Genomic DNA, 26,375 nt, shown 5'->3' with positions numbered 1-26,375 from the left:
AGACGATACGCCATGACCGATCTCCTCAAGCAACTCGAGCCGGCCCCGCAAGGCACGCGCAAACCGACAAGTACGTTGCTCGATGCCGTTCGTTGGAACGCTGATGGGCTGATTCCCGCCATTGCGCAGCAGCATGAGAGCGGCGAGGTATTGATGATGGCATGGATGAACCGGGCCGCGCTGGAGGAAACGCTCGCCACTGGGCGCGTCTGCTACTGGTCGCGCTCGCGCGGCAAGCCATGGCGCAAGGGCGAATCTTCCGGACAGGTTCAGCAGCTGGTAGCGGCGCATCTCGACTGCGACGGCGACACTCTATTGCTGAGCGTCGACCAGCAAGGCCCCGCGTGCCACACCGGACGGCGGAGCTGCTTCTACGTTGCATTGGGCGCGGAAACGGCGGAAATCGACAGTGCCCCGCTGATGGACCCCGACGAGCTGTACGGCCAGCGCTAGCCATGCGACTGCTCGGCAAGTGCCTCTCCGGTGTCATGATCGGCCTGCTGCGCGGCTATCAGTACGTCATTAGTCCTCTGCTTGGCCCACGCTGTCGCTTCTGGCCCAGCTGTTCGCAATACGCAGTGGAAGCCATCCAGATTCATGGCCCCCTGAAAGGCGGTTGGCTGGCGCTCAAGCGAATTCTGAAATGCCACCCCGGCCACCCCGGCGGTGTCGATCCGGTGCCGCCCGGGCCAGGCGACTGCGACTCTCACGCCGATCACGAACATTCCAATACGCGCTGAAGGCCCTCTGGCCCCGCGTTGCTCGTGGAGAACGCAGGCACTTATCAGACCATTCAGACACGCTAGGCGGCTTGCTTTGCCACCGTATAGATTCGATCAAGCATGGCATGCAATCCGTTGCTACGCGTCGGTGACAAATGCTTGTCGAGACCAAGCTCGCCCAGGAAGTCCGGCGGCGTCGCCTGAATCTCGCTGGGGGGCCGGTCGTTGTAGATCCGTAGCAGAACGGCGATCAGCCCCGAGACGATGGCGGCATCGGAGGTTGCATCGAAATGCAGTCGGCCATCCTCCAGGCGGTCGTGGATCCAGACATTCGACTGACAGCCCTGAATCTTGGTGTCGTCGCTTTTCAACGACTCAGGGAATGTCGGCAATTGTTTGCCCATGTCGATGATGTACTGGTAGCGATCCATCCAGTTGTCGAATATGGCGAACTCATCGGCCAGTTCGGCTTGTGCTTCTCGTGCTGTCATGCACCCTCCTCGCAAATCGATTGCTCATTATAACGTGCCATCGCCATGTGTGTCGGCTTCCCCGAGCTGGTGATGCGCCAATTGACGATGCCACTCTTCAGCCTCGGCGTGCAGATAGCGCGCGGTGGTGTCCAGGCGTGCATGACGAGCGGTACTGGCCAGATAGCGCAATTCCACACCGGCCTGCGCCTGGTGCGTCAATGCAGTGTGGCGCAACCAATGAGGCGTGGCCTGTTGTAGCGGAGCGCGCTTGGCTTCCGGCAGGTCGTCAAGGGCTTGGTAGCCCGCACGAAATGTCTCGCGAATCAGCCGATAGAGTTGGTTATCCCCTACCCCGCGCTGGCCATCCAGCGCTCGCAGCAGCGGCGTGGCCTCGTCAGGCTCGGGCTGCGGCGACATGCCCAGCGTCATCCGCCAATCTGCGAGCAGTTTCATCATATCAGGCGGAACCGGCACCTCGGCCAGCTTGTCGCCCTTCCCCACAACTCGCCACCACCAGCGCCCTTCACGCTGAATGAAGTCGCCCATGCGTGCCTGCGCTATCTCGCCGAGGCGCGGCGCCAGCAGGTAGGCAAAGCCAAATAGAAACCGGCGCCGCGCCCAACGATAATAGGCGCCGTTGCCCGCCTTTGGGGATGGCGCCACATCCAGCCATGCCCAGAAGCGCTGCCACAGCGTCCTTTCTAAATAACGCTCGATACGTTCGCTGCGATTGTCCATGCGACGACGCTTGTCACGCATCAGACGAAACGGATTGTGTTCGAGCCATCCCGCCTCGACCAGCCAAGCGAACATGCCCTGCAGAATGACCAATGCCTGGCGCCGGCTGGCCGCCGATAGCGGCTGACGGAACGGCCGCCACTGCGGTGCATACCGAGGCCGTGACGGCCCCTGCCACAATGCCGCCGGTTGCGGGTCAGTCAGGAATCGTTCATAGGCATCCAGCGTGTCACGCCGGACGTCACTCAATGCTTCACTGCGCCGCTGAAGCCACAGCAGCAAGCGCTCGGCTTCCTTGCGATAGGCGCGCCATGTCTGAGGGCTCGACTGGAATTCGCGCAACCAGAGTGCAACAGCATCTACATCGGTATGAGCCGAGATATGCGCCTCACGCCGCATGCTGCGTTTCTCGACAGCACTCTCGGCCGCTTCCGCTGTCACCGTGGCGGGACTGGTTTCGAGCGCGATGATCGCTTCGAGCTGTCCCTCTTGCTCCTTTTCTTTCTGCCCCCGCTCGTCCTGCATGATGCGTTATGCCTTCTCTGTGTCCAATATCAGGCAGTATCTGTTCTTACGCCTATAAATTCAAGATAATGCGCGTAATCTTGAATTTATAGACAATTTCATAATGTATTTTACGTATTACGTTTAATGTAATATTGGCCAATTCCAGGTAACAGGGTATGCTGTGAGGAGTAATCCAACGCCCTTTGTGGCGCCCGGTACAGAGGACTCGACATGGCCCGCAACGGCATTCAATACGAGGACGTGCAGCACGCGATCGATACGCTGCTACGTCACAACGACGCCCCCACTGTCCAGAAGATCCGCGACATCCTGGGCACGGGAAGCTTCACGACGATCAGCGATCATTTGCGGGAGTGGCGTTTACGGCGGGAGCGGAACCGGGATGTCACGTCGAGCGAGACACCGCCGGAGGCGCTACAGGCATGGATGACGGATCTCTGGGAAAAAGCCCAGGCGCTGGCGGCTGAATCTCTAGCGCATTACCGCCAAGAATCCGATCAGCGCGTCGAAGAGGCGCAAGCCGAGGCCAAAACCGCCGCCCGTAAGGCAGCTGACGCCGAGGAACGCCTGGCAGCGTTGAATACGCATTTCGAGCAAGCACAAGCGCGGCTGGAAGAAAAGACAATGCAATTGGCCAATGCGCAAAGCGAACTGCAAGCGGCCCATCAGCAGGAAACGCAGCAGGCACGGCGCGTGCAGCAACTCGACGAGGAATGCCAGAAACATCAGCGCCAGCTTGAAACTGCTCGCAGCGAGCATCGAGATGCTATGGCAAAGCACTCACGGGAGCATCAAACGCAGCTGAAACAAGAGGAACAACGTCACGAAGCGGCGGAAGCACGCTTGATGGGGCTTCTCGATGACGCGCGTCAGGAGCGCCAAAATGTCGAAAAGCAGGCCCAAAAACGCACTGCGACCTTGGAACAGAAATTCGAGCGTGTGCAGGCCGAGCTCGCCGAACAGCGTCGCCAGTACACGACGCTGGAAGAAAAGACGCGCAGCGAAACCTCGCAGCGACAGGCATTGGAAAGCAAATTACGGGAGAGCCAAGGCCAACTACAGCAAACGCAAAGCGACAACCGGCGTGCAGAGCGTGAACTCGAGCAACAGCACGCCATCAATCGCGAGCTACGCGAAAAGCTGGCACGTCTGCCACTACCGCCCTTCGTCGTTTAATTCGATACGCGGACACTTCCCGGCCGTCAAATCCGAAATGAAGAAAGCCCGCACATGGCGGGCTTTCAATACTGGTTTCGGGCTGTCACGACGGGGAAATGGTCGCGGCTAGCACCGATCAGCGGTAATAGGCGTTAGTATCGTCGGTGTGGTCAGTAACATCACGGATACCGACCAATTCGGGAACGCGCTCGACCAACGTCTTTTCGACCCCGTCCTTGAGGGTAATATCGACTGCGGCACAACCTTGGCAACCACCGCCGAACTGCAGTACAGCGACGTTCTCCTCGGTCAACTGCATCAGGCGAATTTCACCCCCATGAGCGGCCAGGCCGGGATTGATTTCGCTGTAAAGCACGTAATTGACACGATCCTCAAGCGGGCTGTCGGCGTTGACTTTCGGCATCTTGGCGTTGGGCGCCTTGATGGTCAGTTGGCCTCCCATGCGATCCGCATTAAAGTCGACCACTGCCTCTTCGAGAAACGCGATGCTGTTCTTCTCGAGGTAGACCGTGATCTTGTCCAGATCGAGACGCTCGTCGCTGGGCTCTTCCTCGCCCGGGCGGCAATAAGCCAGGCAAGTTTCCGCGTATGGCGTCCCCGGCTGGGTGATGAAGATCCGCACCGCAATGCCTTCGACGTTCTGCTTGGCCAACAGCTCGGCGAGATACTCCTGAGCGTTGTCGGTAATTTGGATGGGCTGGCTCATAAAACGTTACTCTCTACCTGAGATGTTGCCTTCATGGTATGAAAAAGCGTCGCCCGACACAATCCCGAGTATTTTGCTGGGTCTTGGCGACTGCCCACATTGCGGAGCTTCTGGTACCATCCCTGCCTCGTATATCGCCTGCGTGACGTCAGCCTCGTGCTGGTCTCGCTGACGTTCACCCTATCGCTCGGATCCCGCTGGAGAAATACGCCGACATGCCTGCCGCCACTGCTTCGTCATTAACACTCGCCGCTTCGTTCTCGTCGCTTCACGAACAGCTGGCACGGCGCATCATGATTCTCGATGGTGGCATGGGCACCATGCTGCAAGGCTACGAGTTGGCTGAAGACGACTTCCGAGGGCAACGCTTCGCCGACTGGCCGAGCGATCTCAAAGGCAACAATGACTTGCTGGTGCTGACGCGCCCTGATGTGGTGCGTGACATTCATCGTGCCTATCTCGAGGCCGGTGCGGATATCGTCGAGACCAACACCTTCAACAGCACCCAGTTGTCGCAATCCGATTACGGGATGCAGGCACTGGTGCCTGAGATCAATCGTGAAGCGGCGCGCCTGGCCAAGGACGTCTGCGAGGCGGTGAGCTCGGAAACCGGCGTGCCACGCTATGTGGCTGGCGTACTGGGGCCAACCTCACGCACGGCGTCACTCTCACCGGATGTCAACGACCCTGCCAAGCGCAATGTCACGTTCGATCAGTTGTTCGATAACTACTACGAGGCGGCCGACGCCCTGATCGACGGCGGTGTCGATTTGTTCATGATCGAGACCATCTTCGACACGCTCAACGCCAAGGCGGCCATCTATGCGCTCGAAAGGCTGTTCGAGGCGCGCGGCGCGCGTTGGCCGGTGATGATCTCGGGCACTATTACCGACGCCTCCGGGCGCACGCTTTCCGGCCAGACCACCAAGGCGTTCTGGAACTCGATTCGCCATGCCCAACCGCTGTCAGTAGGCCTCAACTGCGCCCTCGGCGCGGCGGAACTACGCCCCTATCTCGAAGAGCTCTCTCACAAGGCCGATACCTTCGTCTCGGCGCACCCCAACGCAGGGCTACCCAACGAGTTCGGCGAATACGACCAGACCGCCGAGGAAATGGCGGCGATCGTGCGTGAATTCGCCGAAAGCGGCATGGTTAACATCATCGGCGGCTGTTGCGGTACCGCGCCGGAACACATCGCCGCCATTCGCGAGGCTGTGGGTGAGCTGGCTCCCCGTCATGTTGCCGAGCGCCCCAAGGCATGCCGCCTCTCGGGGCTGGAGCCCTTCAACATCGAAGCGGACTCGCTGTTCGTCAACGTTGGCGAGCGTACCAACGTGACCGGATCGGCACGCTTTAAGCGTTTGATCAAGGAAGAGGACTACACCACCGCGCTCGAAGTGGCGCTCGAGCAAGTCGAGAATGGCGCCCAGGTCATCGACATCAACATGGATGAAGGCATGCTCGAGTCTCAGGAGGCCATGGTGCGCTTCCTGAACCTGATCGCCTCGGAGCCAGATATCTCGCGCGTGCCGATCATGCTCGACTCCTCGAAGTGGGAGATCATCGAGGCAGGCCTCAAGTGCGTCCAGGGCAAAGCAGTGGTCAACTCGATCTCGCTCAAGGAAGGCGAAGACGCCTTTCGCCAACAGGCCTTGGCCTGCCGCCGTTACGGGGCTGCCATCGTGGTCATGGCCTTCGACGAGGAAGGCCAGGCGGACACCTTCCAGCGCAAGACGCAGATCTGCGAGCGCGCCTACCGCCTGCTGGTCGACGACATCGGCTTTCCGGCCGAAGATATCATCTTCGACCCCAATATCTTCGCCATCGCCACGGGCATCGAAGAGCACAACAACTACGCTGTCGATTTCATCGAGGCGTCGCAGTGGATTCGCGAGCACCTGCCACATGCCATGCTTTCGGGCGGCGTGTCCAATGTGTCGTTCTCCTTCCGAGGCAACAACGCGGTACGCGAGGCGATCCACTCGGTCTTCCTCTATCATGCCATCAAGGCTGGGCTGACCATGGGGATCGTCAACGCCGGCCAGCTGGCGGTCTACGACGATCTGCCCGCCGAACTGCGCGACGCGGTCGAAGACGTAGTGCTCAACCGTCGAGACGATGGCACGGAACGTCTGCTCGACATCGCCGACAAGTACAAGGGCGACGGCAGTGGTGGTGAGAAGAAGGAAGACTTGGAATGGCGTAGCTGGGAAGTCGAGAAGCGCATTGAGCATGCACTGATCAAGGGCATCACCGCATACATCGAAGACGACACCGAACTAGCGCGTCAGCGCGCCGAGCGCCCTATTGAGGTCATCGAAGGCCCCTTGATGGACGGCATGAACGTGGTCGGCGACCTGTTCGGCGATGGCAAGATGTTCCTGCCTCAGGTGGTCAAATCGGCACGGGTCATGAAACAGGCGGTCGCCTATCTCATCCCCTACATTGAAGCCGAGAAGAGCGCGGGTACCCAAGCCAAGGGCAAGATCGTGATGGCCACGGTCAAGGGCGACGTGCACGACATCGGCAAGAACATCGTTGGCGTGGTCCTGCAGTGCAACAACTACGAGGTCATCGACCTCGGCGTGATGGTGCCAGCGGAGAAGATCTTCGCCGCCGCGCGCGAGCACAATGCCGATATCATCGGCCTATCTGGGCTGATCACGCCATCGTTGGACGAGATGGTCCATGTGGCCAAGGAAATGCAGCGTCAGGACTTCACGATCCCGCTGCTGATTGGTGGCGCGACGACCTCCAAGGCCCATACCTCGGTCAAGATCGCGCCACAGTACGATCAGCCGGTCATCTACGTCAGCGATGCCTCGCGTGCCGTCGGCGTCGCCAGCCGCTTGCTCTCGCCGACGCTCAAGCCGAGTTACGTCGAGGAGATACGCGAGGAATACGACAAGGTCCGCGAGCGCAATGCCAAGCGTCGCCCCAAGGCGGCCGACTTGGGCTATGCCGAAGCGCGAGAACGCCGCCCCGATCTCGATTGGGCCGATTACACGCCGCCTGAACCGACCTTCGGCGGGCTCAAGGTGTTTGACGATTATCCACTGGAAGAGTTGGTCGAGCGTATCGACTGGACGCCTTTCTTCATGAGTTGGCAGCTGTCTGGCAAGTACCCTAAGATTCTTGAGGACGAAGTGGTTGGCGAGGCGGCCCGCAGCCTGTTCGCCGATGCTCAGACAATGCTTCGTAAGCTGATCGATGAGCGCCATATCACGGCGCGCGGCGTGATCGGCATGTGGCCGGCCAACAGTGTCGATGACGACACCCTTGAGGTCTATGCTGACTCCTCGCGCCGCGAGGTAATCGAGCGTCTTCACCATATTCGCCAGCAGACCACCAAAAACCGCGATGGCGTCTGCCAGAGCCTCGCCGACTTCATCGCGCCGCGTGATTTGGAAAACGGCGAGCCAAGTGGCAAGCAGGACTGGATAGGCGGCTTCGCGGTGACCACCGGGCATGGCGCGGATGAGCTGGCGAAGCAATATGAAGCGGCCGGTGACGATTATAACGCCATCATGGTCAAGGCCCTGGCCGATCGCCTCGCGGAAGCCTTCGCCGAACGCATGCACGAGCGCGTGCGCAAGGAATTCTGGGGGTATGTGCCCAATGAAACCCTGGATAATGACGCGCTGATCGCCGAGAAATACCAGGGCATTCGCCCTGCCCCCGGCTATCCCGCCTGCCCGGACCATACCGAAAAAGCCACGCTCTTCCGGCTGCTGGATGCCACGGCCAAGACAGGGATCGAGCTGACCGACAGCTACGCCATGTGGCCCTCGGCGGCGGTCTCCGGTTGGTACTTCTCGCATCCGCGTTCGAAATACTTCTCTACCGGCAAGATCGGTCGTGATCAAGTCGAATCGCTGGCGGCACGCAAGCAAATGCCATTGAAGGAGCTCGAGCGTTGGTTATCACCGGTGCTGTCCTACGACCCTGAATGAGACACGCCATCGTACGAACTTTTTAATAACATAAATGCAATAAGCTATTATTATTTATTCTTTCAAAGAATATAGAAGGCAGGGTAAGGTGCCCTGCTACGGCAATCCATGTGACTAGCAGGACACCGCCTGTATGTATCGGTACGACACGTACGACCAAACGCTCGTAGACGAGCGCGTCGCCCAGTTCCGCGACCAGATGCGCCGCTATCTCGAAGGCAAGATCAGCGACGAGGAATTTCTACCGCTGCGCGTGCAGAATGGCCTTTATGTCCAGCGCTATGCGCCGATGCTGCGTATTGCCATTCCATACGGCATGCTGGCCTCCTATCAGCTGCGCAAGCTGGGCGAGATAGCCGCACGCTACGATCGCGGCTATGGCCATTTCACCACACGCACCAATCTGCAACTGAACTGGCCGAAACTCGAGGACGTACCGGACATCCTGGCCGACCTGGCTAGCGTGCAGATGCATGCCATCCAGACCAGCGGTAACGATATCCGCAACACCACGACCGATCAGTTCTCCGGCATCGCCAGCGACGAAGATGTCGATCCGCGCCCTTGGTGCGAACTCATTCGTCAGTGGTCGACCTTCCACCCCGAGTTCGCTTACCTGCCACGCAAGTTCAAGATCGCTGTGACCGGTGCCGAAGAAGACCGCGCCGCCATCCAGGTGCACGACGTAGGCCTGCGCTTCTGGCGCAACGAAGCCGGCGAAGTGCGCGTCAAGGTACTTGCTGGCGGCGGTCTGGGCCGCACCCCGATGATCGGCAGCGTGATGTGCGAAGACCTGCCGTGGCAACACCTGCTGACGTATCTCGAAGCGATCCTGCGCGTCTACAACCAATACGGTCGACGCGACAACAAGTTCAAGGCGCGCATCAAGATTCTGGTCAAAGCACTGGGCATCGACGAGTTCCGGCGTCGTGCCGAGGCGGAATGGGCGCATCTCAAGGATGGCCCCCAAACGCTGACCGACGAGGCGATCTCCGCCGTGAGCGGCCACTTTGTCGAGCCGCCCCGTCGTGATGTCGCCGAGGACGCCATTCAGGCTTATGAGCACCTGCGCGGGGAAAACCGTGCCTTTGCCCGCTTTGTGACCAACAATGTCACCGACCACAAGGTCCCCGGTTACAAGGCCGTAACGCTATCGCTCAAGCGTCACGATCATTCGCCCGGCGACGTGACCTCCGAAGACATGGCCGCCGTCGCGGACCTGGCCGACGAATTCAGTTATGGCGAGCTGCGCGTCACGCACGAGCAAAATCTGGTGCTGACCGATGTGCCGGTGGATCGCATGGAAGACCTCTGGCAACGACTCGAGACGCTGGGCATGGCCAACCCCACCGTGGGCACGCTGGCCGATCTGATCTGCTGCCCCGGTGGCGATTACTGCTCACTGGCCAATGCCAAGTCGATCCCGGTCGCCCAGGAAATTCAGGAACGCTTCGAAAACCTCGACTTTCTGTATGATCTGGGGCCGCTGGAGCTCAACATCTCCGGCTGCATGAATGCTTGCGGACACCACCACGTGGGACATATCGGCATTCTCGGCGTCGACAAGAAAGGCGAGGAGTACTATCAGATCTCGCTGGGCGGCAGTCAGGGCAACGAATCGTCGCTGGGCAAGATTCTCGGCCCCTCCTTCTACCGTGAAGATGTGACCGACGTGATCGATAAGCTGCTGAAGGTCTACGTCGGGGAGCGCACGGCCGACGAAACCTTCCTCGATACGTATCGCCGCATCGGCTTGAAGCCCTTCAAGGAGCATGTCTATGCCTGATCAGCCACGCACCCTGATTGCCGATCGCCGCATCCAGGACGATGAATGGGTACTTTGCGAAGAAGATGCATCACGCCCCGAGAACGGGCGTGTCATCCTCCCGCTGGTGGAGTGGCAAGAAGCGCCCGGCGATGACGTCGCACCGCTGCTGGCCAGCGATACCGAGCTCACCCTCGAGCTCGCCGAGCAACTACTCGATGCGCCGCTGATCGCGATCGATTTTCCCAAGTTCACCGATGGCCGTGGCTATAGCATCGCGCGTCAGCTGCGGGAGCGCCATGGGTACCGGGGTCAGATTCGCGCGGTTGGGGATGTCTTGATCGATCAGCTGTATTACATGTCGCGCTGCGGCTTCGATGCCTTCCTGCTACGCGAGGATCAAGTCGTCGAAGATGCGCTCAACGCTCTGGATACGTTCAGCCTCAGCTATCAGCCCGGCACCGACACGCCGGAACCCTTGTTCAGACGGCGTATGCGCGAAAGCGCCTGACACTGAGCAGGTACTGGCCGACGTGCGATTCACATGAGAACGACGTCGGCCTTCTCCCCCGCTTTATCATCCAAGATAGAGAACTACCCCCGCCGTTTCTGCTGGCGTTCGCGATTTCTGGCGCGGGCACGCTCCGACTTCCGCAACATGGCATAGGTGGCACCCAAACCGCCGTGGCTTTTATGCGCCGAGACATAAGCCTGTACGTCGTCGAATTGCGCCAGCCATTTACCGATGTACGAGCGTACGATATTCGCCTGCCCTTCGGCTTCCTTGCTGCGACCATGCACGATCAATACACAGCGCAGATCATGCTCTCGCGCGTCTCGTATGAACCGAAACAATTCGCGGCGGCACACCTCAAGCGGCCTTTTCTGCACGTGCAAATACGCCTCCGGGGCATAGCCGCCATGACGCAACCGTTCGAGCACGCCGATCTGAATACCATCCCGGCGATACTCGATAGGGTCGGCCGGCCCAAGCAGATCGACGAATTCATCGGATAAGAAGTTGCTCTCCTTGTCATCGGCCTCAGCCTGAGCACGGCGAGCCAATTGAGCCTCAGAAGGAGCGGAGGGTGAATGTTCAACGTCCGCCTTGTCGCGGCCTTTAGTCAAGGGCTGGACGTCTTCCCCTAACGCCTGCCGAAATAGATCGTCCCGCATGTGCTGGCTCATTGGCTTGCTCTCCTATGGCCTACAATCTCGGGAAGCCTCGACGGTTCCCAAGCTAACGAGATAATGCCACACTCCCCGCCCTTGGCGGCAAGCGTAAACGCGGGTGCCTCCTCACTCGTCCGCAGCATCGCTGCTTCAAGAACTTGGGGGATGCCAATGCGCTGGGTCTATAGAATCGGGCTTCTCGCCGTGATCGCTATCGCCCTCGGATTCAGCTATCTCTGGTACACCTTCCAGAGCCCCTATGGCTATGAAGCGCCCGCCCACCCGCCGATCATTGATCGTCGCCTTGAGCATCATACGGTGTTCGTCTACGGCACTCTACGTTATGCCCCGATCCGCTGGCTGGTCATGGGACGTGCCGGTACCGCAACACCCGCTACGCTCCGAGGTTATACCCGAGATGAGCTGGATATTTCACCGGCACCGAATGAGCAGGTCGATGGATATACCCTTTCGGTCACAAGCGATGAGCTCCAACGTTTGGATCGTTACGAACACTTGGGGGAGCGTTATCGACGTGTCAACGTCAAGCTCGATAACGGACAAAGCGCTTGGGCCTATCAACGCTTGTGAGAAGCTTAGTTTTTATATTTTCTATGCATAATAGATAACGGTATAAAAGTACCTTCAATGAAGGCTCCTTTCATTCTCGAGGTGGGTGCAGTAGACATTCCATGGGCTGCGTCAACACTTTCTGGCGGTGGTCTTCGGCTTCCTGGAGTGCAGCATGCACAAGGGCCATTTCACTCGCCGGCGCATTCTCGCCGAGTGGCACCGGCCATGGCATGGCGCGCTGAAACTCCCAGAGCGTCAGCGCGCCCAAGTCGCGCCCCAGCATCCAACGATCATTATCGAGCTGAGCGGCGATCCCCAGCTTTTCCAGAGGCGTCATCACTTCCGTGTACCGCAGCCCCAGCCACATCGTCAATTCTCGAGCAGCAATCGATCGTCCATGCTGATGCGCTTCGTGAAGTCGAGACACTACGCCCAAGGCTTGCCAGAACGGCGGCCAATAGCGCCATTCGACACGCCGCCGCTCGCTCAGCCAAGCGGCCAGCTCGGCCCCTACCAACACGATCGCCCAAGACAGGAACACCCATATCAAGAACAAGGGAACGGCCGCGAAGGTGCCGTAAATCACCTGATAGGAAGGGAAATAGGTGACATAAAGCGAAAAGGCACCCTTGGCAAGCTCCAGCGCCAATGCCGCCATCCCTGCCCCGGCCACGGCATGCCGAAACCGAACGCGGCAATTGGGGACTGCCATATAGATGAAGACAAATGCCGTGAAACTCAGCGTCAGCGGCAACAGGCGCAGGAAGGTCGCCGGCCCGCCCAGCACATCAGCGGCGCCACGCACCAGCGTCAATGACGCCAGATAGGAAGACAGCAGAAACCCGGAACCGACCAACAGCGGACCAAGCGTCAGCACTGCCCAATACAACAGAAAGCTGGACACCCCCCGCCGACTGCGCGAAACATGCCAAATCGTGTTGAATGCCCTTTCGACGGTGACCATCATCAGGACGGCCGTCACCAACAGGAAGATCAGCCCGATCAACGTCAGGCTACGTGCCTGGCGCGAGAAGTCACGCAGATGCTCGACCAGTGCCGAGCCCGTGGCGGGCACGAATTGGCTGAAGATCAGGCTCTGAAGTTGTTCGTTGATGCCTTGAAAACTGGGAATGGCCGACAGCATCGCATAAACGACAGTCATGAAAGGAACCACGGCGAACAAGGTGGTATAGGTCAACGCCGAGGCAGTCTTGAGCCCATCGTGAGCATCGAAACGCTGTATCAGTTCACGCAGGCTACGCAGGATGAGGGCGGGCCAGCGGCGGTCGAGGAGTTGTGGGCGTCGCATGTGGCACTCTACAATGCTTGGCTAATTATTTGATTCGTCGCCCCCATCTGCCGGAGTTAAGGCATGACGACTTTTACACTTTACCACAACCCACGCTGCTCCAAGTCGCGAGAGGCTCTGGCCCTGCTCGAGGCCCGGCGTGTTGATGTCAGCGTTCATCGCTATCTCGATGATCCACTCGATATCACGCACCTCCGTAGTCTCGCACAGCGGCTCGAAAACGGCGTGCCGGCCCTGGTTCGCACCAACGAAGCCCAATGGAAAGACTTGGCGCTTAAAGATCCCAGCGACGAGGAACGCTTGCAGGCCATCGCCGACAATCCTCGGCTTATGCAACGTCCGATACTCGACGATGGCACACGTGCCCGCATCGGTCGTCCCCCGGAAGCTCTTCTCGACTTGATCGAATGATCGATGTCCCACGACACGAGGCCTCCCATGACTCGCCCTGCTTATGCAACACCCTATGTACTCGTACTGTTCTATTCACGGAATGGCGCCACGCGAGAGATGGCGGAGCAGCTCGCCGCCGGCGTGGAAAGTATCTCCGGCATCGCGGCACGGTTACGTACCGTTCCCCCCGTTTCCACGACATGCGAAGCGGTCGACCCGGAAATTCCCGCTGAGGGGGCCGTCTACGCAACCTTAGACGATCTCCGCCACTGCTATGGTCTGGCGCTAGGCAGTCCCACACGGTTTGGTAACATGGCCTCGCCCCTCAAATACTTTTTGGATACCACCAGCGAGCTTTGGATGAACGGCGTACTCGCCGACAAACCCGCCACTGCGTTCACCTCCACGGCCAGCCTGCACGGCGGTCAGGAAGCCACACTATTGACAATGCTAATCCCACTTCTGCATCACGGCATGGTCTACGCAGGCGTGCCCTATCGCGAGACGCGCTTGCTGACAACGCAATCCGGCGGTACCCCCTATGGCACGAGCCACCTAGCCGGCGCACAAGCAGATCGCCCCCTGGATGACGACGAAATAGCGCTGGCTCGCGCCCAGGGTGAGCGGTTAGGGCGTCTCGCCCTGGCAATGCGCTCGCTTCATGAGGCCAAATGATGCGTCAACAGCTCGATCAACTGGCGACACGCCACGGCTTAGCATATGTCACGACACAGGCACGTCGGGGCGTCTGGGGCGGCTTGGCGGCACTGGCTATCTTGCAGATTCTCGGCGGTTGGCAACTGCATGCCAGTGGCCAGATCGGCCTGATGCCGATCGCCGTCCGCCTCTTGCCACTGGTGCTCTTCCTACCCCCTATTATCACCAGACGCCCGCGTGGACACGTCATGCTAGCGTTCGTCAGCCTGCTGTATATCTTGCAGGGGCTGATGATCGCCCAGCTACCGGGTCGGCTGGCATGGGGGACACTGGAAACACTCGCAGCCCTCGTCTTGTTCGTCAGCGCCGCCGCGTACGCGCGCTGGCGCCGGCAACAGCTGACAGGCTGAGGAATGCCGCTACGCCCGTCGAGTTGCCTCATCCTTGCGATGCTCGTGGTCAGTATCGCTTGCTCGTTGCTCCACCTGCCGTTATGGCCAGCCGCGATTCTGGGATGGCTCGCGACGTTGCGACTGAGTTTGCAACTGCCACGGGCCTCCCGACGGCAAGCCACATGGCTGGGCCTCGCCGGAGTGATCATCTGGGGCGTCGCTCTATGGCGCGAGACGCCGGCCTCGCTGGCTTCCGGACTCAGCGTCAATCAACCCTTGCTGATGATGTTCGCCGGCGTCAGCTTTCTCTCCATGGCGCGCCCGCTTAACGATGACGATACAAAGGACCAACGGGCCGGCAGCTTCTGGGGCACATTGCTGGGCGTTCACCTCTTCGGGGCGGTCATCAATCTTTCCGTACTGTTTCTGTTCGGAGATCGCATGCAGCGCCAAGGACGCTTGACACGCCAACAGGCGATCGTCCTGGGACGCGCCTTCCCGGCAGCGGCGGCCTGGTCGCCATTCTTCGTCGCCATGGGGGTCGCCCTGACCTATGCACCGGGAATCGACTTCCTAGCATTGCTCCCGTGGGGGCTTCTAGCATCGGTGCTCCTGCTAGCGCTGGTGGCAATCGATGCGCTGCGCCTGCCCAGTGAATTCATCGGTTACCCCCTCGGCAAGAGCAGTCTTGTATTACCCAGCGTACTGGCGCTAAGCGTCATCGTGACACACCTCATCTGGCCAAGCTTATCTATCCCCTTGATCATCAGCATCGTATCGCCGCTGTTCGCGACGCTGCTGGTCCCCTCGCGCGAGCGCCGTGAGCGATTGCATAAACAGCTCAACGATGGGTTGCCGCGCCTGGGGCCCCAATTCGCGTTGTTTCTCGCCGCTGGGCTCATCTCGAGCGGTCTCGCTGCCCTGCTGGCCAGTACACCGGATCGACAGTTTCTTCCGCTTGATCATTTCGGGAGTTTCGCCGCCTGGATCACGCAAGGTATTCTGGTGATATTGGCGTTCGTGGGTATTCACCCGCTTGTCGGCATCGCCACGATCGCGCCGCTCGTGCAACCTCTGGAACCGGATCCGACTTTGCTGGGCATGCTGTTTCTCATGAGTTGGGCGCTGGGGACCGGCTGTAGTCCTTTGTCAGGCAGTAACCTCGCGCTATGCGTGCGCTACGGTATCAAGTCCCGGGACATGATGCGTTGGAACTTGCCCTATGCGGTACTCGGCTGGCTGGCGTGTGGCGCGGTATTTGCCTTGTATGCCTGGTGGCAGACACCCTGACCCTCACGCTGTATTAAGGATGACGTTCATGCTTCGCGCGCGCATACGCGCATAATAGTGGTTGAGGTCTTGCCATCGACATGACGACTTTTACCTATCTCGACCGCCTAGAGCGCTATCCTGATGGGTATCACCGTATTCGCCTGGATATGCCAGCATTCATCGGGAATGTCCGCCGAATACCGCCGCCTAATAAAGATGGATGCACACTTAGGAGAGGAAGACCATGAATTACGATATCGCTGACCTGCGACGCGATTACGCCGGCGAGACACTCTCCGACGCGCACACGCCGGCATCGCCCATAGACTTGTTTCAGACCTGGTTCTCGGCCGCCCGCGAGCATGAACCTCAAGATCCCAATGCCATGACGTTGGCCACCGTCGATAGCCAAGGGCTCCCTCATGCCCGCGTGGTATTGCTCAAGCATTTCGACGAGCAAGGGTTCGTGTTCTTCACCAACTACCAAAGCCACAAGGGTAGTGAGCTGGCGAATGTCCCTCATGCTGCCCTGGTGTTCTGGTGGCCCACACTACACCGGCAGGTACGTATCGAGGGGCGCGTGGAAAAAGCCGAGGCCAACATCTCGGATGAGTATTTCGCCAGCCGCCCTCGGGACAGCCAGCTAGGCGCGTGGATTTCCCAGCAAAGCGTGGAAATTCCCGACCGCGAATGGCTGGAAGAACGCAAGCAACGCTTCGAACAGGTCTATTCCGATCAAAGCGTCGAGCGTCCCCCTCACTGGGGTGGCTATCGTGTTAGGCCATATATTCTGGAGTTCTGGCAAGGCCAATCCAATCGTCTCCATGATCGTATTCGCTATCGCCATCACGAGCAGGATTCAGCCTGGAGCAAAACGCGCTTGGCGCCTTAATCTCAAGGCTTGCCCCCATCCAGCACGTCAGCGAGCCCACCATGCAAAACGCCCGGTCCACTAAGGACCGGGCGTCTGCTTCAACACTCTTCGACAAATAGTGTCGTAAGTAGCGCCTATCAGCTGTCGCCGTTTACCCACTCATCGACGACTTCGGGGTTCTCGTCAACCCACTTCTTGGCGTTTTCGTACGGATCGGAATCTTCTTCCTGATTCATGAGCATCACTTCGCCCATCTGCTCCGGCGTCCACTCGAAGTTATCGAGAATGGCATAGGCTTCCGGCATATCCTCCTTCAGCCCTTGGCGCACGACGGTGTTGATGTGCTCGGCACCACCGTAGACGTTCTTGGGATCGTCCAGATACTTAAGGTCCCAGCGTGCGAACATCCAGTGCGGTGTCCAACCGGCGACGACGATGTCCTCGTCGTTCTTGATGGCACTATCCAGCGCCGCCGTCATAGTAGCGCCACTGCCCGATTGCAGGTTGATGGCGTCACCTAGATCGTATTCTTCGATAACCTTTTCGGTCAGATTCATCAGACCGGCACCCGGATCAATGCCCACGATCTCGTCGTTGACCATATCCGCTTTGTCATCGAGTTCATCAATAGATGAGATATCGGTATAAGAGGGAGCAACAAGCCCCAGCTTGGTACCTTGAAGGTTCGGCCCCAGGTTCTCGACCTTGTCGCCCACCTCATTCAGGTACTGTTCATGCGTGGAAGGCAACCATGCCGCCACCATGCCATCGGCATCACCATACGCTACGGCTTGCCACATCGCTGCGGCAGACAGTGAGGACATTTCCACGTTGTAGCCCTGCTCTTCGAGCACCGCTCGCACCACGTTGGTGGAGGCCACTTCGGAAGACCACTCGACATAGGCGAGCGTGATATCACCCTTGCTGTCCTGCGCTTGCGCGATGCCCGCATTGAGCCCTGCACCGGCGGCCATCATGATGGCGCCATAGCGTACGGCTTTCGTCAATGGAGTGCGTGTCATCGTTTTTCCCCTTCTCTTATTGATGGGAGATCCTGCCGGAACGGCCGCAGCCGTTCCTTTTCGAGCATATGCTCGATACATGGCGTTTTGTTACGCCTTGCTTCTTAGCTAGCTTTCTTTTTCGGCTTGCGAAGCGCCTGCGTAATGCGATCCAGCAACATGGCGAGGATCACTACAGCAATACCTGCTTCGAAACCATCGCCAGGACGCAGACGCTGGATGGCGCGCCACACTTCGCTGCCCAGGCCATCGGCCCCGATCATTGCCGCGATAACGACCATCGACAACGCTAGCATGATCGTCTGATTGATGCCGGCCATGATCGTCGGCAAGGACAGCGGAAACTGAATCTTGATCAGCTTCTGACTACGCGTGGCACCGAACGCATCCGCCGCCTCTATCAAGTCCTTGGGCACCTGTCGAATACCCAGCGTAGTGAAGCGTATCGCCGGCGGCATCGAAAAGATCACCGTGGCAAAAATAGCCGACACTGACCCAATACCGAAAAACGGAATGGCCGGAATCAGGTAAACGAAAGCCGGCATGGTCTGCATGAAATCCAGAACCGGCATGATGACACTATAGAAGCGATCCGAAATGGCCGCGAGCACCCCAAGTGGCATGGCAATGACTACCGCAACAAAGGTGGCGATCACCACCAGCGTCAAGGTCTCGATCATCGGGTCCCAAAGCCCAAGGTTCCAGATCAAGGCCAGTCCCAACACCGCGCCAATCCCTAGGCGCAAGTTGGCAACCCGCCAGCAGATCAGTGCAATGATCGCCATGAGTGCCCACTCGGGCAGCCACATTAACCCATCGTTGAGTACCGTGATCCCACTCTGTGTGACACGTGAGATGCCTCGCGTCACCATGGAATAATGGGATGTTAGAAAATCGAGACCACCCTCGATGCCATCGCCGAGGGGAATGCGTGGAATATCAATCGCCATCAGTGCTCTCCCGCTTCAGCCAGTTTTTCGAGTACCGCACCTTTCACGACCACCCCCAATAGACGCTGGTTGTCGTCGACGATGGCGATCGGATAGCTTTTATCGTTAAACATGGCAAAGAGATTGTTCATCGGTTCATCCGGACCGGCCTTCGGGAAGTCGTTCTGGATCAACTCGTTGATCGTGTCCTTGCCAGCCTTGGCCGCGGCATCGACGTCGTCGACATTTACGATGCCCAGCAAGGTGCGGTCACGACCGATGACGTAGATGGAGTCGAGTCCGTTGTCGCTCATTTTGCGCAACACGGTGCGCGGGCCGTCGCTATCACGCGCCGTGGCACGCACAGAACGCATGGCACTGTTTGCCGTGAAGATGCGCGACATATCCACGCCCTCGACGAAGCGTGCCACATAATCGTCAGCGGGCCGCGTCAGGATATCTTCGGGCGTCCCCATCTGAACGACTTCACCATCCTTGAGAAGGATGATGCGATCCCCGATGCTGATCGCTTCATCAAGATCGTGGGTGATGAAGATCGTGGTCTTCTTCATACGATGCTGCAGCTCGATCAGTTCCTGCTGCATATCTTTGCGGATCAGCGGATCGAGTGCCGAAAATGCCTCATCCATCAGCATCACGGTAGAATCGTTAGCCAACGCACGGGCCAGGCCGACACGCTGCTGCATGCCCCCGGAAAGCTGGCTCGGGTAAGCATCTTCCCAGCCGTCCAGGCCTACCTGCTTGAGTGAGTTACGAGCGCTTTCCACGCGAGACTTTTTCTCGATGCCGCGAACCTCAAGGCCATATTCTGCGTTTTCCTGCACGGTTTTATGCGGAAACAACGCGAAATTCTGGAAAACCATCGAGAAGTGACGGCGGCGGCACTCCAGCAGCTCTTTCTCACTGAGCTTGGGAATGTTCTGACCATCGATCACGATATCGCCCTCGGTGGGCTCGATGAGGCGATTGAGACAGCGAATCAACGTCGATTTCCCGGAGCCCGACAGACCCATAATGACGAGAAGCTCACCTTCACGTACATCGAAGTCGATATTGGAAAGACCCAGGGTCTGGCCGGTTTTTTCAAGAATCTCGGGACGCTTTTTCCCTTGGTTACGCAGCTCGAGTGCTTTCTTAGGCTGGGAGCCAAACACCTTGCTCAGGCCGCGCACCTGAATCTTGATATTGGTTTCGTCTGTTTCAGTCATAGGCTTGCCTGCTTTGGTCAAGTCGTCGCCATGCCCTTGCGAAGCAAGAGCGCTCAGCAATGTCACGTTGTCACGTTGTGAGTATCTGGCGGGTCAGTCTCCTGGCTCTTATTATGGTCATGGAGATGATAAGAGATGATCATGAAGATAAAATTTCGTTATGTTTCGTATCGAATCATACCTACTTATTGATATTGCTTCAAATAAAAACAGCTGATGATTGATCCATGGTTCAATAACCCGGCACGCGCCGCCAGGCGCCTCGATCATACTCGATCGCCGAGCTCTACAAGCGACGAAGCCGACCTTCAACGGCTTCACCGCGACATCGGGGAATAAGCCAAGAAGCCTTAGTCCGTCGAACTCTCCAGACGGTGACGCTGCCAATCGTTGCTTGGCTCGTTGAGCCGCAAGGAGGCCTCGACCACCTGTTCTTCCATGTTATAGCGGAAACTGAAGCCCAGGTGTTTCAGCAATGCGCGCATAGGCTGATTGTCGAGCATCACCGTGCCGACCATCTCGAGGATGCCGAGGCCCTTGCAGTAACGGATCATCTTTTCCATTAGCAGGCTACCGAGGCCATGCCCGTGGAGATCATCGCGAATGATCACGGAAAATTCCGTGCGGATGTTGTCCGGATCGTTCCACACACGCACTACACCCAGCATTTCCTTACTGCCATCGGGTCGCGCATGCTCGGCGATGAAGGCCATTTGACGGTCGTAATTGATCTGTGCCAGTACGGCCAAGTCGCGCTGGGTCAGATCCGCCTTGTGGTGGAAATAACGAAATCGAATGCTTTCTTCGGAGAGCTGCTCGTGGAATAGCGTAATCAGCGGCGCGTCCTCCCCCCGAATCGGGCGCACTTCGACATCCATGCCATTGCCCAACGCCCGCCATTCACGAAGTTCCTCGGGGTACGGCATGATCGCATGACGCGCGGGCTGCCCCAGGTCCATGGCAAAGTCCACCGCCACGACACCATCGCGGTTGAGCAATAGCGGATTGAGCTCCAACCCCTGGAGTTCAGGCAAATCCGACGCCATCTGCGAGAGCTTGACTAGTAATTCGCAAAGGCGCTCGACGTCTTGTTCGGGGTCGGCGGCGTGCTCACGGATCAGGCGGTACGCGTGCGTACGCGATACCAACTCATTGGCCAGGGTCATGTTCAGGGGCGGCAAGGCCACCTGACGATCCGCCAGCACATTGATCTTGTAACCGCCAATACCGAAGACAATGATCGGACCGAACACCGGGTCACGCGTAATGCCCGCACAGAGCTGCATCGACGCCTTGCCGCGCTGCATACGTTGCAGGCAATAGCTGAAAATTGGGCTTTCGGGGAATTTTTCGCGGACTTTGTCCCCCAGGCGCCGCACACCATCGGCCACCTGCTCCGGTGTCTCGAGGTCTTGCAGCAAGCCCGCAGAGAGCTTATGGGGGTGCTTGCGGTAGCGAAACGGCACGCAGTTATTTGCATGCACGATCTTCAGTGCCATGGGACCTTCGATGTCCCGCGCCGCTTGAAGCGCTTCCTCGGGGCCGAAGACATACTTGCTCGGTGCCGACGGTATGCCATAGGCGGCCAGTACCTCGGCGGTTTCCTGATGTGTCAGGCGATCACGTTCACGCTGCTTGGCCGAGGCGATCAACCGATGGCAGCGGGCGCGAATGTCGGGTTGTGTGGTAAAAGGCAAGCTTGGCGGCGTTTCCTGCAGGAGCGTCTGCACACGCTGATAGTCGACCATGTGCATGAAAGCCTTGACCGCTTTCTCTGGGGAGATATAGGTGGGGATACCCGCCAAATTGCACTCATGGCGTGCCTTGAGCGCTTCCTCGAGCCCCATCCAACTGGTAAGCAGGTTGCGTTTGAAGCGTTTGCGGTTGGCGATCAACGCCTCGGCCGTCATTTTGGAAGGCGCCAGACGAGTCGGTGCGTGTACCACCAGTACGGCGTCCACGTTGGCATCGGCCGCCACAATTTCCAACGCATCGACGAACCGCTCAGGCGAGGCGTTACCGCCCAAATCGACAGGGTTACGCCCCGGCAAGCTGACATCGAACTCCCCCTGCACCAGTGCATCGCGGGTAACGTCGGTTAATTCCGCCAGCTTGCCCCCCGCGATCACCAGCTTGTCGATCGCCAAGAGCGCCGGTCCCAGACCATTCGCCACGATGGCCAAGCGGTCACCACGCAACGGACGCATGCGCGTCAGTGTTTCCAATGCATCGAACAACTCATCGGAATCATCCACGCGCACGACCCCTGCGCGCGCCAGCGCTGCATCAAACACCACGTCGCGATTATCGATCCCTGGCGTCTGCGGTTCATGGGTGAGTGTCGACTGAACCGAGCGTCCGCTCTTGATTGCCAACACCAACCGGTGTCGTGAGGCATCACGCAACGCAGTCATGAAATGCTGCGCATCGTGTACTCGTTCCAGATGCAGCAGCAAGGCACGTGTCGGCGAGTATTGGTTGATGTAATCCATTAGGTCGGACAGCATCACGTCAACGCTGTCGCCCAATGTCACCAAATGCGAAAAGCCGATGTCGCGGCCCGCGGCCCAGTCGATCATGGCATTGCCGAGCATCCCCGACTGCCCTAGATAGGCGACACGTCCCGCCTTGATCGGCTGGCTGGCATACGTGGCGTTGAGCTTGCTGCCGGGCACCACGATCCCCAGACACTCCGGCCCCAACACGCGGATTCCCGAGCGCAGCGCAGCCTTGAGCATACGCTCTCGAAGCGAACCGCCATCCTGTGTTCGATCGTCGAGATATGAGCCCCCCGACAGCACCAAGGCCGCGCGCGCGCCCAACTTGCCCAGTGCCTCGATGCTCCGCGGCACGCCTTCTACCGGATTGCAGAGGATCGCCAGATCCGGCACGGCGGGCAAATCCGCAATACGCTTTACGCAGGTGACGCCGTAGACCGTGTCATAACCGCGCGGGTTCACCGCCCAAAGAGTGCCGGAAAATCCCGCCTCAAGCAGATTGCCAAGCACCATACCGCCCATTGAATGCGGCTTTTCCGAAGCGCCGATTACTGCCACGCTATGTGGCTCGAAGAAGTGACGCAGAAAACGCGTTCCCACAGCAATCTCTCCCGCTTGATCCGACTTTGCCGCTCACCAACCGCCCAGGCGGCCTAAACTCAACGCAGGCCTCTCGTCATGGCCGCAGTGACGTGGCATCGTTCGACCTATAGGCACTGTTCTCACATCCTATCAGGCCTTAAGGTCCTCCGCGGACAGCATGCGCCCATCGTCTCAGCCGATAGACATCCTCTGGATGGAGTTCCCATGATCACTGCGTATATCACCCACCCCGATTGCATGCAGCATTTCATGGGGCCGAACCATCCCGAGAGCCCCAAGCGCCTTGAAGCCATACGCGCACGCTTGGCCTTGAGCGGTGTCTTGACGCATACCATGCAATCCGAAGCGCAGCCGGTAAAAGCGCAGACGCTCGCCCTTGCGCATTGTCCGCAGTATCTGGAGATGCTCGAGGCTCACGCCCCACAGGAAGGCTTGAGCGAACTGGACGGCGAGACCCACATGAACCAAGGCACGCTGGCCGCCGCACGTGTCGCCGCCGGCGCGGTCGTACGTGGCGTGGACCAGGTCTTTCGTCACCAGGCGGATAACGTCTTCTGCGCCGTGCGCCCCCCCGGGCATCATGCCGAGCGCAGCTCAGCGATGGGCTTTTGCTTCTATAACAACGTCGCCATCGGGGTGGCCCATGCCCGCCAGCGTTATGGCGTCGAGCGCATCGCCGTGCTGGATTTCGACGTCCACCAGGGCAACGGCACGGTCGATATCTTCAAGGACGACCCCGGCGTTCTAGTCTGCTCGAGCTTCCAAACGCCCTTCTACCCTTGGCGCTATATGAACGGCACATGGGACAACATCGTCAACACGCCCTTGATGGCCGGCAGCGACGGCACAGCGTTCCGACGCGGCGTGGAAACACATTGGCTTCCCGCCCTGCAAGCCTTCAAACCACAGTTGATCATGCTTTCGGCGGGCTTCGATGCGCACCGCGACGACCCCATGGCGGACCTTAACCTCCTCGAGCCCGATTACTTCTGGGTAACGCAGCTCGCCCTGGATATCGCCCGTGTATACGCCGAAGGACGCTTAGTATCGGTACTCGAGGGGGGCTACCATCTGGATGCTTTGGGGACCAGTGTCGAGGCACATCTCAAGGCGCTACTGGGCTTTCCTCTAGGCGACCCGTGAGCGCCTCCGAACGACGTCCGACTCGCCCCGCGCCCATTGGGCTGTGGTATCCTAACGGAAACTTTATTTCCTATTGTGGAGCTCATGGCTACCCAAACCGATAGCGACGCCGCCCTGCGCATCGCCTCTGGACGCAAAGCGTTCGTCGAGCCGCTACGTCTGGGTGAGCGCCTCAAGGAAATTCGCCTGTCCAACCACTGGACCTTGGAAGATGTCAGCCAACGTACCGGCTTAGCGCGTTCGACGCTATCCAAGATCGAGAACGATCAGATCTCGCCAACCTTCAGCGCCGTGCAGAAACTTATCGGCGGCCTCGGAATCGATCTGCCGCAACTGCTGACGCCGCCCAAGCCGCAGTCACATACACTCGGTCGCCGAGACCTGACACGTGTCGGCGAAGGCCAACAACACCCCACGCCTACCTATGAGCATGAGCTGTTATCGTGGCAGCTGGCACAGAAGCGGATGATTCCCTTCAAAACCATCGTTCGCGCCCGTAGCTTCGATGAATTCCAAGAGTGGGTACGCCATGACGGCGAGGAATTCCTGATGGTGCTCGACGGCGATATCCTGCTATACACCGAGTTCTATGAACCGCTGCGCCTGACCCACGGCGACAGTATCTATTTCGACAGCGACATGGGCCATGCCCTGGTGTCGGTCAGCGAATCAGACGCCGTAGTGCTCTCCGTATGCACGCGCGGCGAGAACGCGTAACGCAAGACGCCCGGCCTTGAGCCGGGCGTCTTGTCATCGCTACACGTCGCACTCGGCGACATTCAGTCGATGTCTTTCACCGCACTATCACCGGATAGTTCGCGTGCCATCATGCGATCGCTGTATGCCACCCCGTAGCGCTTGCGCGACCATAGATACATCGCCAGCCCCAGCAGCATCCAGGCTCCGAAGACGACCCACTCAATCGGCAACAACGCCGAGGGGCTGCCCGGTAAATAGAGACTCACCATCCCCAACGACAACGCCACCGCAACGATGCCGACCAACTTGCCATAAGGCACTTTGAAGGGACGCGACATATCAGCGTTCTTATAACGCATCACCACAAACGACAGCGCCACGAAGAGATATGCAATGACGATGCCCAATCCCCCGGCATCGACGAGCCAGACCAGCATCGGACGGCCGAAGAACGGCGCCAGGCACGACACCGCCCCGATCATGACCACCGCGTTGCTGGGCGTCTTGTAGCGCGGATGCAACTTGCCCAGAAACGCCGGCAGCATACCCGCGTGCGCCAAGGCATAAACGGCACGGGAGCCGCCGATGTAAAAGGCGTTCCAGCTCGTGATGATGCCCGCGATCCCCGCCAGCACCATTAACTTGCCGGCCCAGGGCGCCGAGAAGACGGCCTGCATGGCATCCGGCACCGCCAGCGTGGACCCTTCCAGCGCCTCCGGGTCTAGCATCAGCGATGTGCCCAGAATGATCAATGCATACCAGAATACCGCCAAGATGACCGAGATCATCAGCACCTTGCCGATATCGCGAAACGGCAAATTGATTTCCTCCGCCGCCTGGGGAATCACGTCGAAGCCCACGAACATGAACGGTACCATGATCATGACCGTCATGATGCCGCCCACAAGACCGTTCTCGACGTTGAACAACGGCTCCATGTGGACGGCCTCGCCGGTGAAGAGTGCGCCCGTAATAAACATTACTCCCACGACCAGAATCAGCACAGTCACCAGCTTTTGCACCAGCGCCGCCGTACGAATACCGATGTAATTGATCGCCATCATGACCAATGAGCCAATAACGCCAACTGTCACCCAGGTAGCTTCGACCTCCCAGCCGGCAATCGTCCACAGATGGCCAACGGCATAACCGGGGAACAGATTCTCGAACACCGTGGGCAACGCCACTGCCTCAAACGACACCACGCTCATGTAGCCCAGCACGATGCTCCAAGTGCAGAGAAACGAGGCGAAATGCCCTAAAGCGTGATAACTGTATACGTGTTCGCCGCCGACCTGAGGCATGGCTGAGGCCAGCTCAGCGTACGTCAAGCCCACCAACACGATGGCAATGCCGCCGATGACAAAGGCCAGGATGGCCCCTAGACTTCCTGCCGACTGGATCCAGTTGCCGGTCATGACGATCCAGCCCCACCCGACCATGGCGCCGAACGCCAATGCGAGCACATCCTTGCGCGCCAGCACGCGCGTCAGTTCACTTGCCCCATGGGAAGTCGTTGTTCGATTCATCACGATACTCGTTTAT

General features: G+C 58.9%; 24 protein-coding genes. 14 read left to right on the top strand and 10 right to left on the bottom strand.

All coding sequences use genetic code 11. The features are described from left to right. Positions 1 to 12 precede the first annotated feature (12 nt). Together hisI and yidD are read left to right on the top strand one after the other, a co-directional pair. Complete coding sequence (gene hisI, locus LUN51_RS07275; RefSeq protein ID WP_277810731.1) at positions 13 to 453, top strand: phosphoribosyl-AMP cyclohydrolase; 441 nt, start codon at positions 13 to 15, stop codon at positions 451 to 453. Positions 454 to 455: 2 nt separating this feature from the next. Further along, the gene (gene yidD, locus LUN51_RS07270) at positions 456 to 740 is read left to right on the top strand and encodes a membrane protein insertion efficiency factor YidD (protein WP_052444937.1); all 285 of its coding nucleotides are present in this window, start codon (positions 456 to 458) and stop codon (positions 738 to 740) included. 62 nt (positions 741 to 802) lie between these two features. On the opposite strand, the gene LUN51_RS07265 is transcribed toward yidD, so the two are convergent. Then, positions 803 to 1,213 carry a SufE family protein gene (locus LUN51_RS07265; RefSeq protein ID WP_040241166.1) on the bottom strand — a complete coding sequence of 137 codons (411 nt, stop codon included), beginning with the start codon at positions 1,211 to 1,213 and terminating at the stop codon, positions 803 to 805. Positions 1,214 to 1,240: 27 nt separating this feature from the next. Next, positions 1,241 to 2,332 (bottom strand): tyrosine-type recombinase/integrase, encoded by a 1,092-nt coding sequence (locus LUN51_RS07260; protein ID WP_277810774.1) that lies wholly within the window; start codon positions 2,330 to 2,332, stop codon positions 1,241 to 1,243. 339 nt (positions 2,333 to 2,671) lie between these two features. Between LUN51_RS07260 and LUN51_RS07255 the strand changes: the two genes are divergently transcribed. Continuing rightward, entirely contained in the window at positions 2,672 to 3,637 is a 966-nt protein-coding gene (locus LUN51_RS07255; RefSeq protein ID WP_277810730.1) for a DNA-binding protein, read from the top strand. Between the two features lie 118 nt (positions 3,638 to 3,755). On the opposite strand, the gene nfuA is transcribed toward LUN51_RS07255, so the two are convergent. After that, complete coding sequence (nfuA, locus tag LUN51_RS07250; RefSeq protein WP_277810729.1) at positions 3,756 to 4,346, bottom strand: Fe-S biogenesis protein NfuA; 591 nt, start codon at positions 4,344 to 4,346, stop codon at positions 3,756 to 3,758. Between the two features lie 215 nt (positions 4,347 to 4,561). Here nfuA and metH point away from each other — a divergent pair, with 215 nt between their 5' ends. From metH to LUN51_RS07235, 3 genes are all read left to right on the top strand, one after another. Next, positions 4,562 to 8,299 (top strand): methionine synthase, encoded by a 3,738-nt coding sequence (gene metH / locus LUN51_RS07245; protein ID WP_277810728.1) that lies wholly within the window; start codon positions 4,562 to 4,564, stop codon positions 8,297 to 8,299. A gap of 133 nt (positions 8,300 to 8,432) precedes the next feature. Further along, positions 8,433 to 10,085, top strand: a complete 1,653-nt coding sequence (locus LUN51_RS07240) for a nitrite/sulfite reductase (RefSeq protein ID WP_277810727.1) — start codon at positions 8,433 to 8,435, stop codon at positions 10,083 to 10,085. Then, positions 10,078 to 10,575, top strand: coding sequence for a DUF934 domain-containing protein (locus LUN51_RS07235; RefSeq protein ID WP_277810726.1), 498 nt, complete (start codon positions 10,078 to 10,080; stop codon positions 10,573 to 10,575). The genes LUN51_RS07240 and LUN51_RS07235 overlap by 8 nt, the downstream gene beginning before the upstream one ends. An 83-nt stretch (positions 10,576 to 10,658) precedes the next feature. On the opposite strand, the gene smrA is transcribed toward LUN51_RS07235, so the two are convergent. Continuing rightward, positions 10,659 to 11,252, bottom strand: a complete 594-nt coding sequence (gene smrA / locus LUN51_RS07230) for a DNA endonuclease SmrA (RefSeq protein ID WP_277810725.1) — start codon at positions 11,250 to 11,252, stop codon at positions 10,659 to 10,661. Positions 11,253 to 11,402: 150 nt separating this feature from the next. On the opposite strand from smrA, the gene LUN51_RS07225 reads away from it, so the two are divergent. Beyond that, the gene (locus LUN51_RS07225; protein WP_277810724.1) at positions 11,403 to 11,828 is read left to right on the top strand and encodes a gamma-glutamylcyclotransferase family protein; all 426 of its coding nucleotides are present in this window, start codon (positions 11,403 to 11,405) and stop codon (positions 11,826 to 11,828) included. Positions 11,829 to 11,898: 70 nt separating this feature from the next. Here the strand turns inward: LUN51_RS07225 and LUN51_RS07220 are convergent, their stop codons facing one another. After that, on the bottom strand, positions 11,899 to 13,119 hold the full coding sequence (locus LUN51_RS07220; RefSeq protein ID WP_277810723.1) for a YihY family inner membrane protein: 1,221 nt from the start codon (positions 13,117 to 13,119) through the stop codon (positions 11,899 to 11,901). Positions 13,120 to 13,182: 63 nt separating this feature from the next. Between LUN51_RS07220 and arsC the strand changes: the two genes are divergently transcribed. From arsC to pdxH, 5 genes are all read left to right on the top strand, one after another. After that, entirely contained in the window at positions 13,183 to 13,530 is a 348-nt protein-coding gene (gene arsC / locus LUN51_RS07215; RefSeq protein ID WP_277810722.1) for an arsenate reductase (glutaredoxin), read from the top strand. Between the two features lie 27 nt (positions 13,531 to 13,557). Next, positions 13,558 to 14,187, top strand: a complete 630-nt coding sequence (wrbA, locus tag LUN51_RS07210) for an NAD(P)H:quinone oxidoreductase (protein ID WP_246895047.1) — start codon at positions 13,558 to 13,560, stop codon at positions 14,185 to 14,187. Beyond that, entirely contained in the window at positions 14,184 to 14,579 is a 396-nt protein-coding gene (locus tag LUN51_RS07205; RefSeq protein ID WP_261507017.1) for a DUF2069 domain-containing protein, read from the top strand. The genes wrbA and LUN51_RS07205 overlap by 4 nt, the downstream gene beginning before the upstream one ends. 3 nt (positions 14,580 to 14,582) lie before the next feature. Then, a complete protein-coding gene (locus LUN51_RS07200) occupies positions 14,583 to 15,851 on the top strand; it encodes a hypothetical protein (RefSeq protein ID WP_277810721.1) in 1,269 nt (422 codons plus the stop codon). 226 nt (positions 15,852 to 16,077) lie between these two features. Next, complete coding sequence (pdxH, locus tag LUN51_RS07195) at positions 16,078 to 16,725, top strand: pyridoxamine 5'-phosphate oxidase (protein WP_261507020.1); 648 nt, start codon at positions 16,078 to 16,080, stop codon at positions 16,723 to 16,725. Positions 16,726 to 16,844: 119 nt separating this feature from the next. Here pdxH and LUN51_RS07190 read toward each other — a convergent pair whose 3' ends face one another. The 4 genes from LUN51_RS07190 to LUN51_RS07175 form a co-directional block, all read right to left on the bottom strand. Next, positions 16,845 to 17,729: a glycine betaine ABC transporter substrate-binding protein gene (locus LUN51_RS07190; protein ID WP_277810720.1), complete on the bottom strand. Its 885-nt coding sequence runs from the start codon at positions 17,727 to 17,729 to the stop codon at positions 16,845 to 16,847. 104 nt (positions 17,730 to 17,833) lie between these two features. Further along, on the bottom strand, positions 17,834 to 18,679 hold the full coding sequence (locus LUN51_RS07185) for an ABC transporter permease (RefSeq protein WP_277810719.1): 846 nt from the start codon (positions 18,677 to 18,679) through the stop codon (positions 17,834 to 17,836). Beyond that, positions 18,679 to 19,887, bottom strand: a complete 1,209-nt coding sequence (locus LUN51_RS07180; protein ID WP_246895042.1) for a quaternary amine ABC transporter ATP-binding protein — start codon at positions 19,885 to 19,887, stop codon at positions 18,679 to 18,681. The genes LUN51_RS07185 and LUN51_RS07180 overlap by 1 nt, the downstream gene beginning before the upstream one ends. 350 nt (positions 19,888 to 20,237) lie before the next feature. Continuing rightward, a complete protein-coding gene (locus LUN51_RS07175) occupies positions 20,238 to 22,985 on the bottom strand; it encodes a bifunctional acetate--CoA ligase family protein/GNAT family N-acetyltransferase (protein ID WP_277810718.1) in 2,748 nt (915 codons plus the stop codon). Between the two features lie 207 nt (positions 22,986 to 23,192). Here LUN51_RS07175 and LUN51_RS07170 point away from each other — a divergent pair, with 207 nt between their 5' ends. Beyond that, a complete protein-coding gene (locus LUN51_RS07170; RefSeq protein WP_277810717.1) occupies positions 23,193 to 24,131 on the top strand; it encodes a histone deacetylase family protein in 939 nt (312 codons plus the stop codon). 84 nt (positions 24,132 to 24,215) lie between these two features. Continuing rightward, positions 24,216 to 24,848 carry a helix-turn-helix domain-containing protein gene (locus LUN51_RS07165; protein ID WP_277810716.1) on the top strand — a complete coding sequence of 211 codons (633 nt, stop codon included), beginning with the start codon at positions 24,216 to 24,218 and terminating at the stop codon, positions 24,846 to 24,848. Positions 24,849 to 24,910: 62 nt separating this feature from the next. Here LUN51_RS07165 and LUN51_RS07160 read toward each other — a convergent pair whose 3' ends face one another. Further along, positions 24,911 to 26,359 carry an APC family permease gene (locus LUN51_RS07160; protein ID WP_277810715.1) on the bottom strand — a complete coding sequence of 483 codons (1,449 nt, stop codon included), beginning with the start codon at positions 26,357 to 26,359 and terminating at the stop codon, positions 24,911 to 24,913. Positions 26,360 to 26,375 lie beyond the last annotated feature (16 nt).

Origin of the sequence: Chromohalobacter canadensis (genome assembly GCF_029544075.1) — a bacterium.
GTDB lineage: Bacteria > Pseudomonadota > Gammaproteobacteria > Pseudomonadales > Halomonadaceae > Chromohalobacter > Chromohalobacter canadensis_A.
Note: the sequence above shows the minus strand (reverse complement) of the source record. Positions and strands in the feature narration are given on the sequence as shown.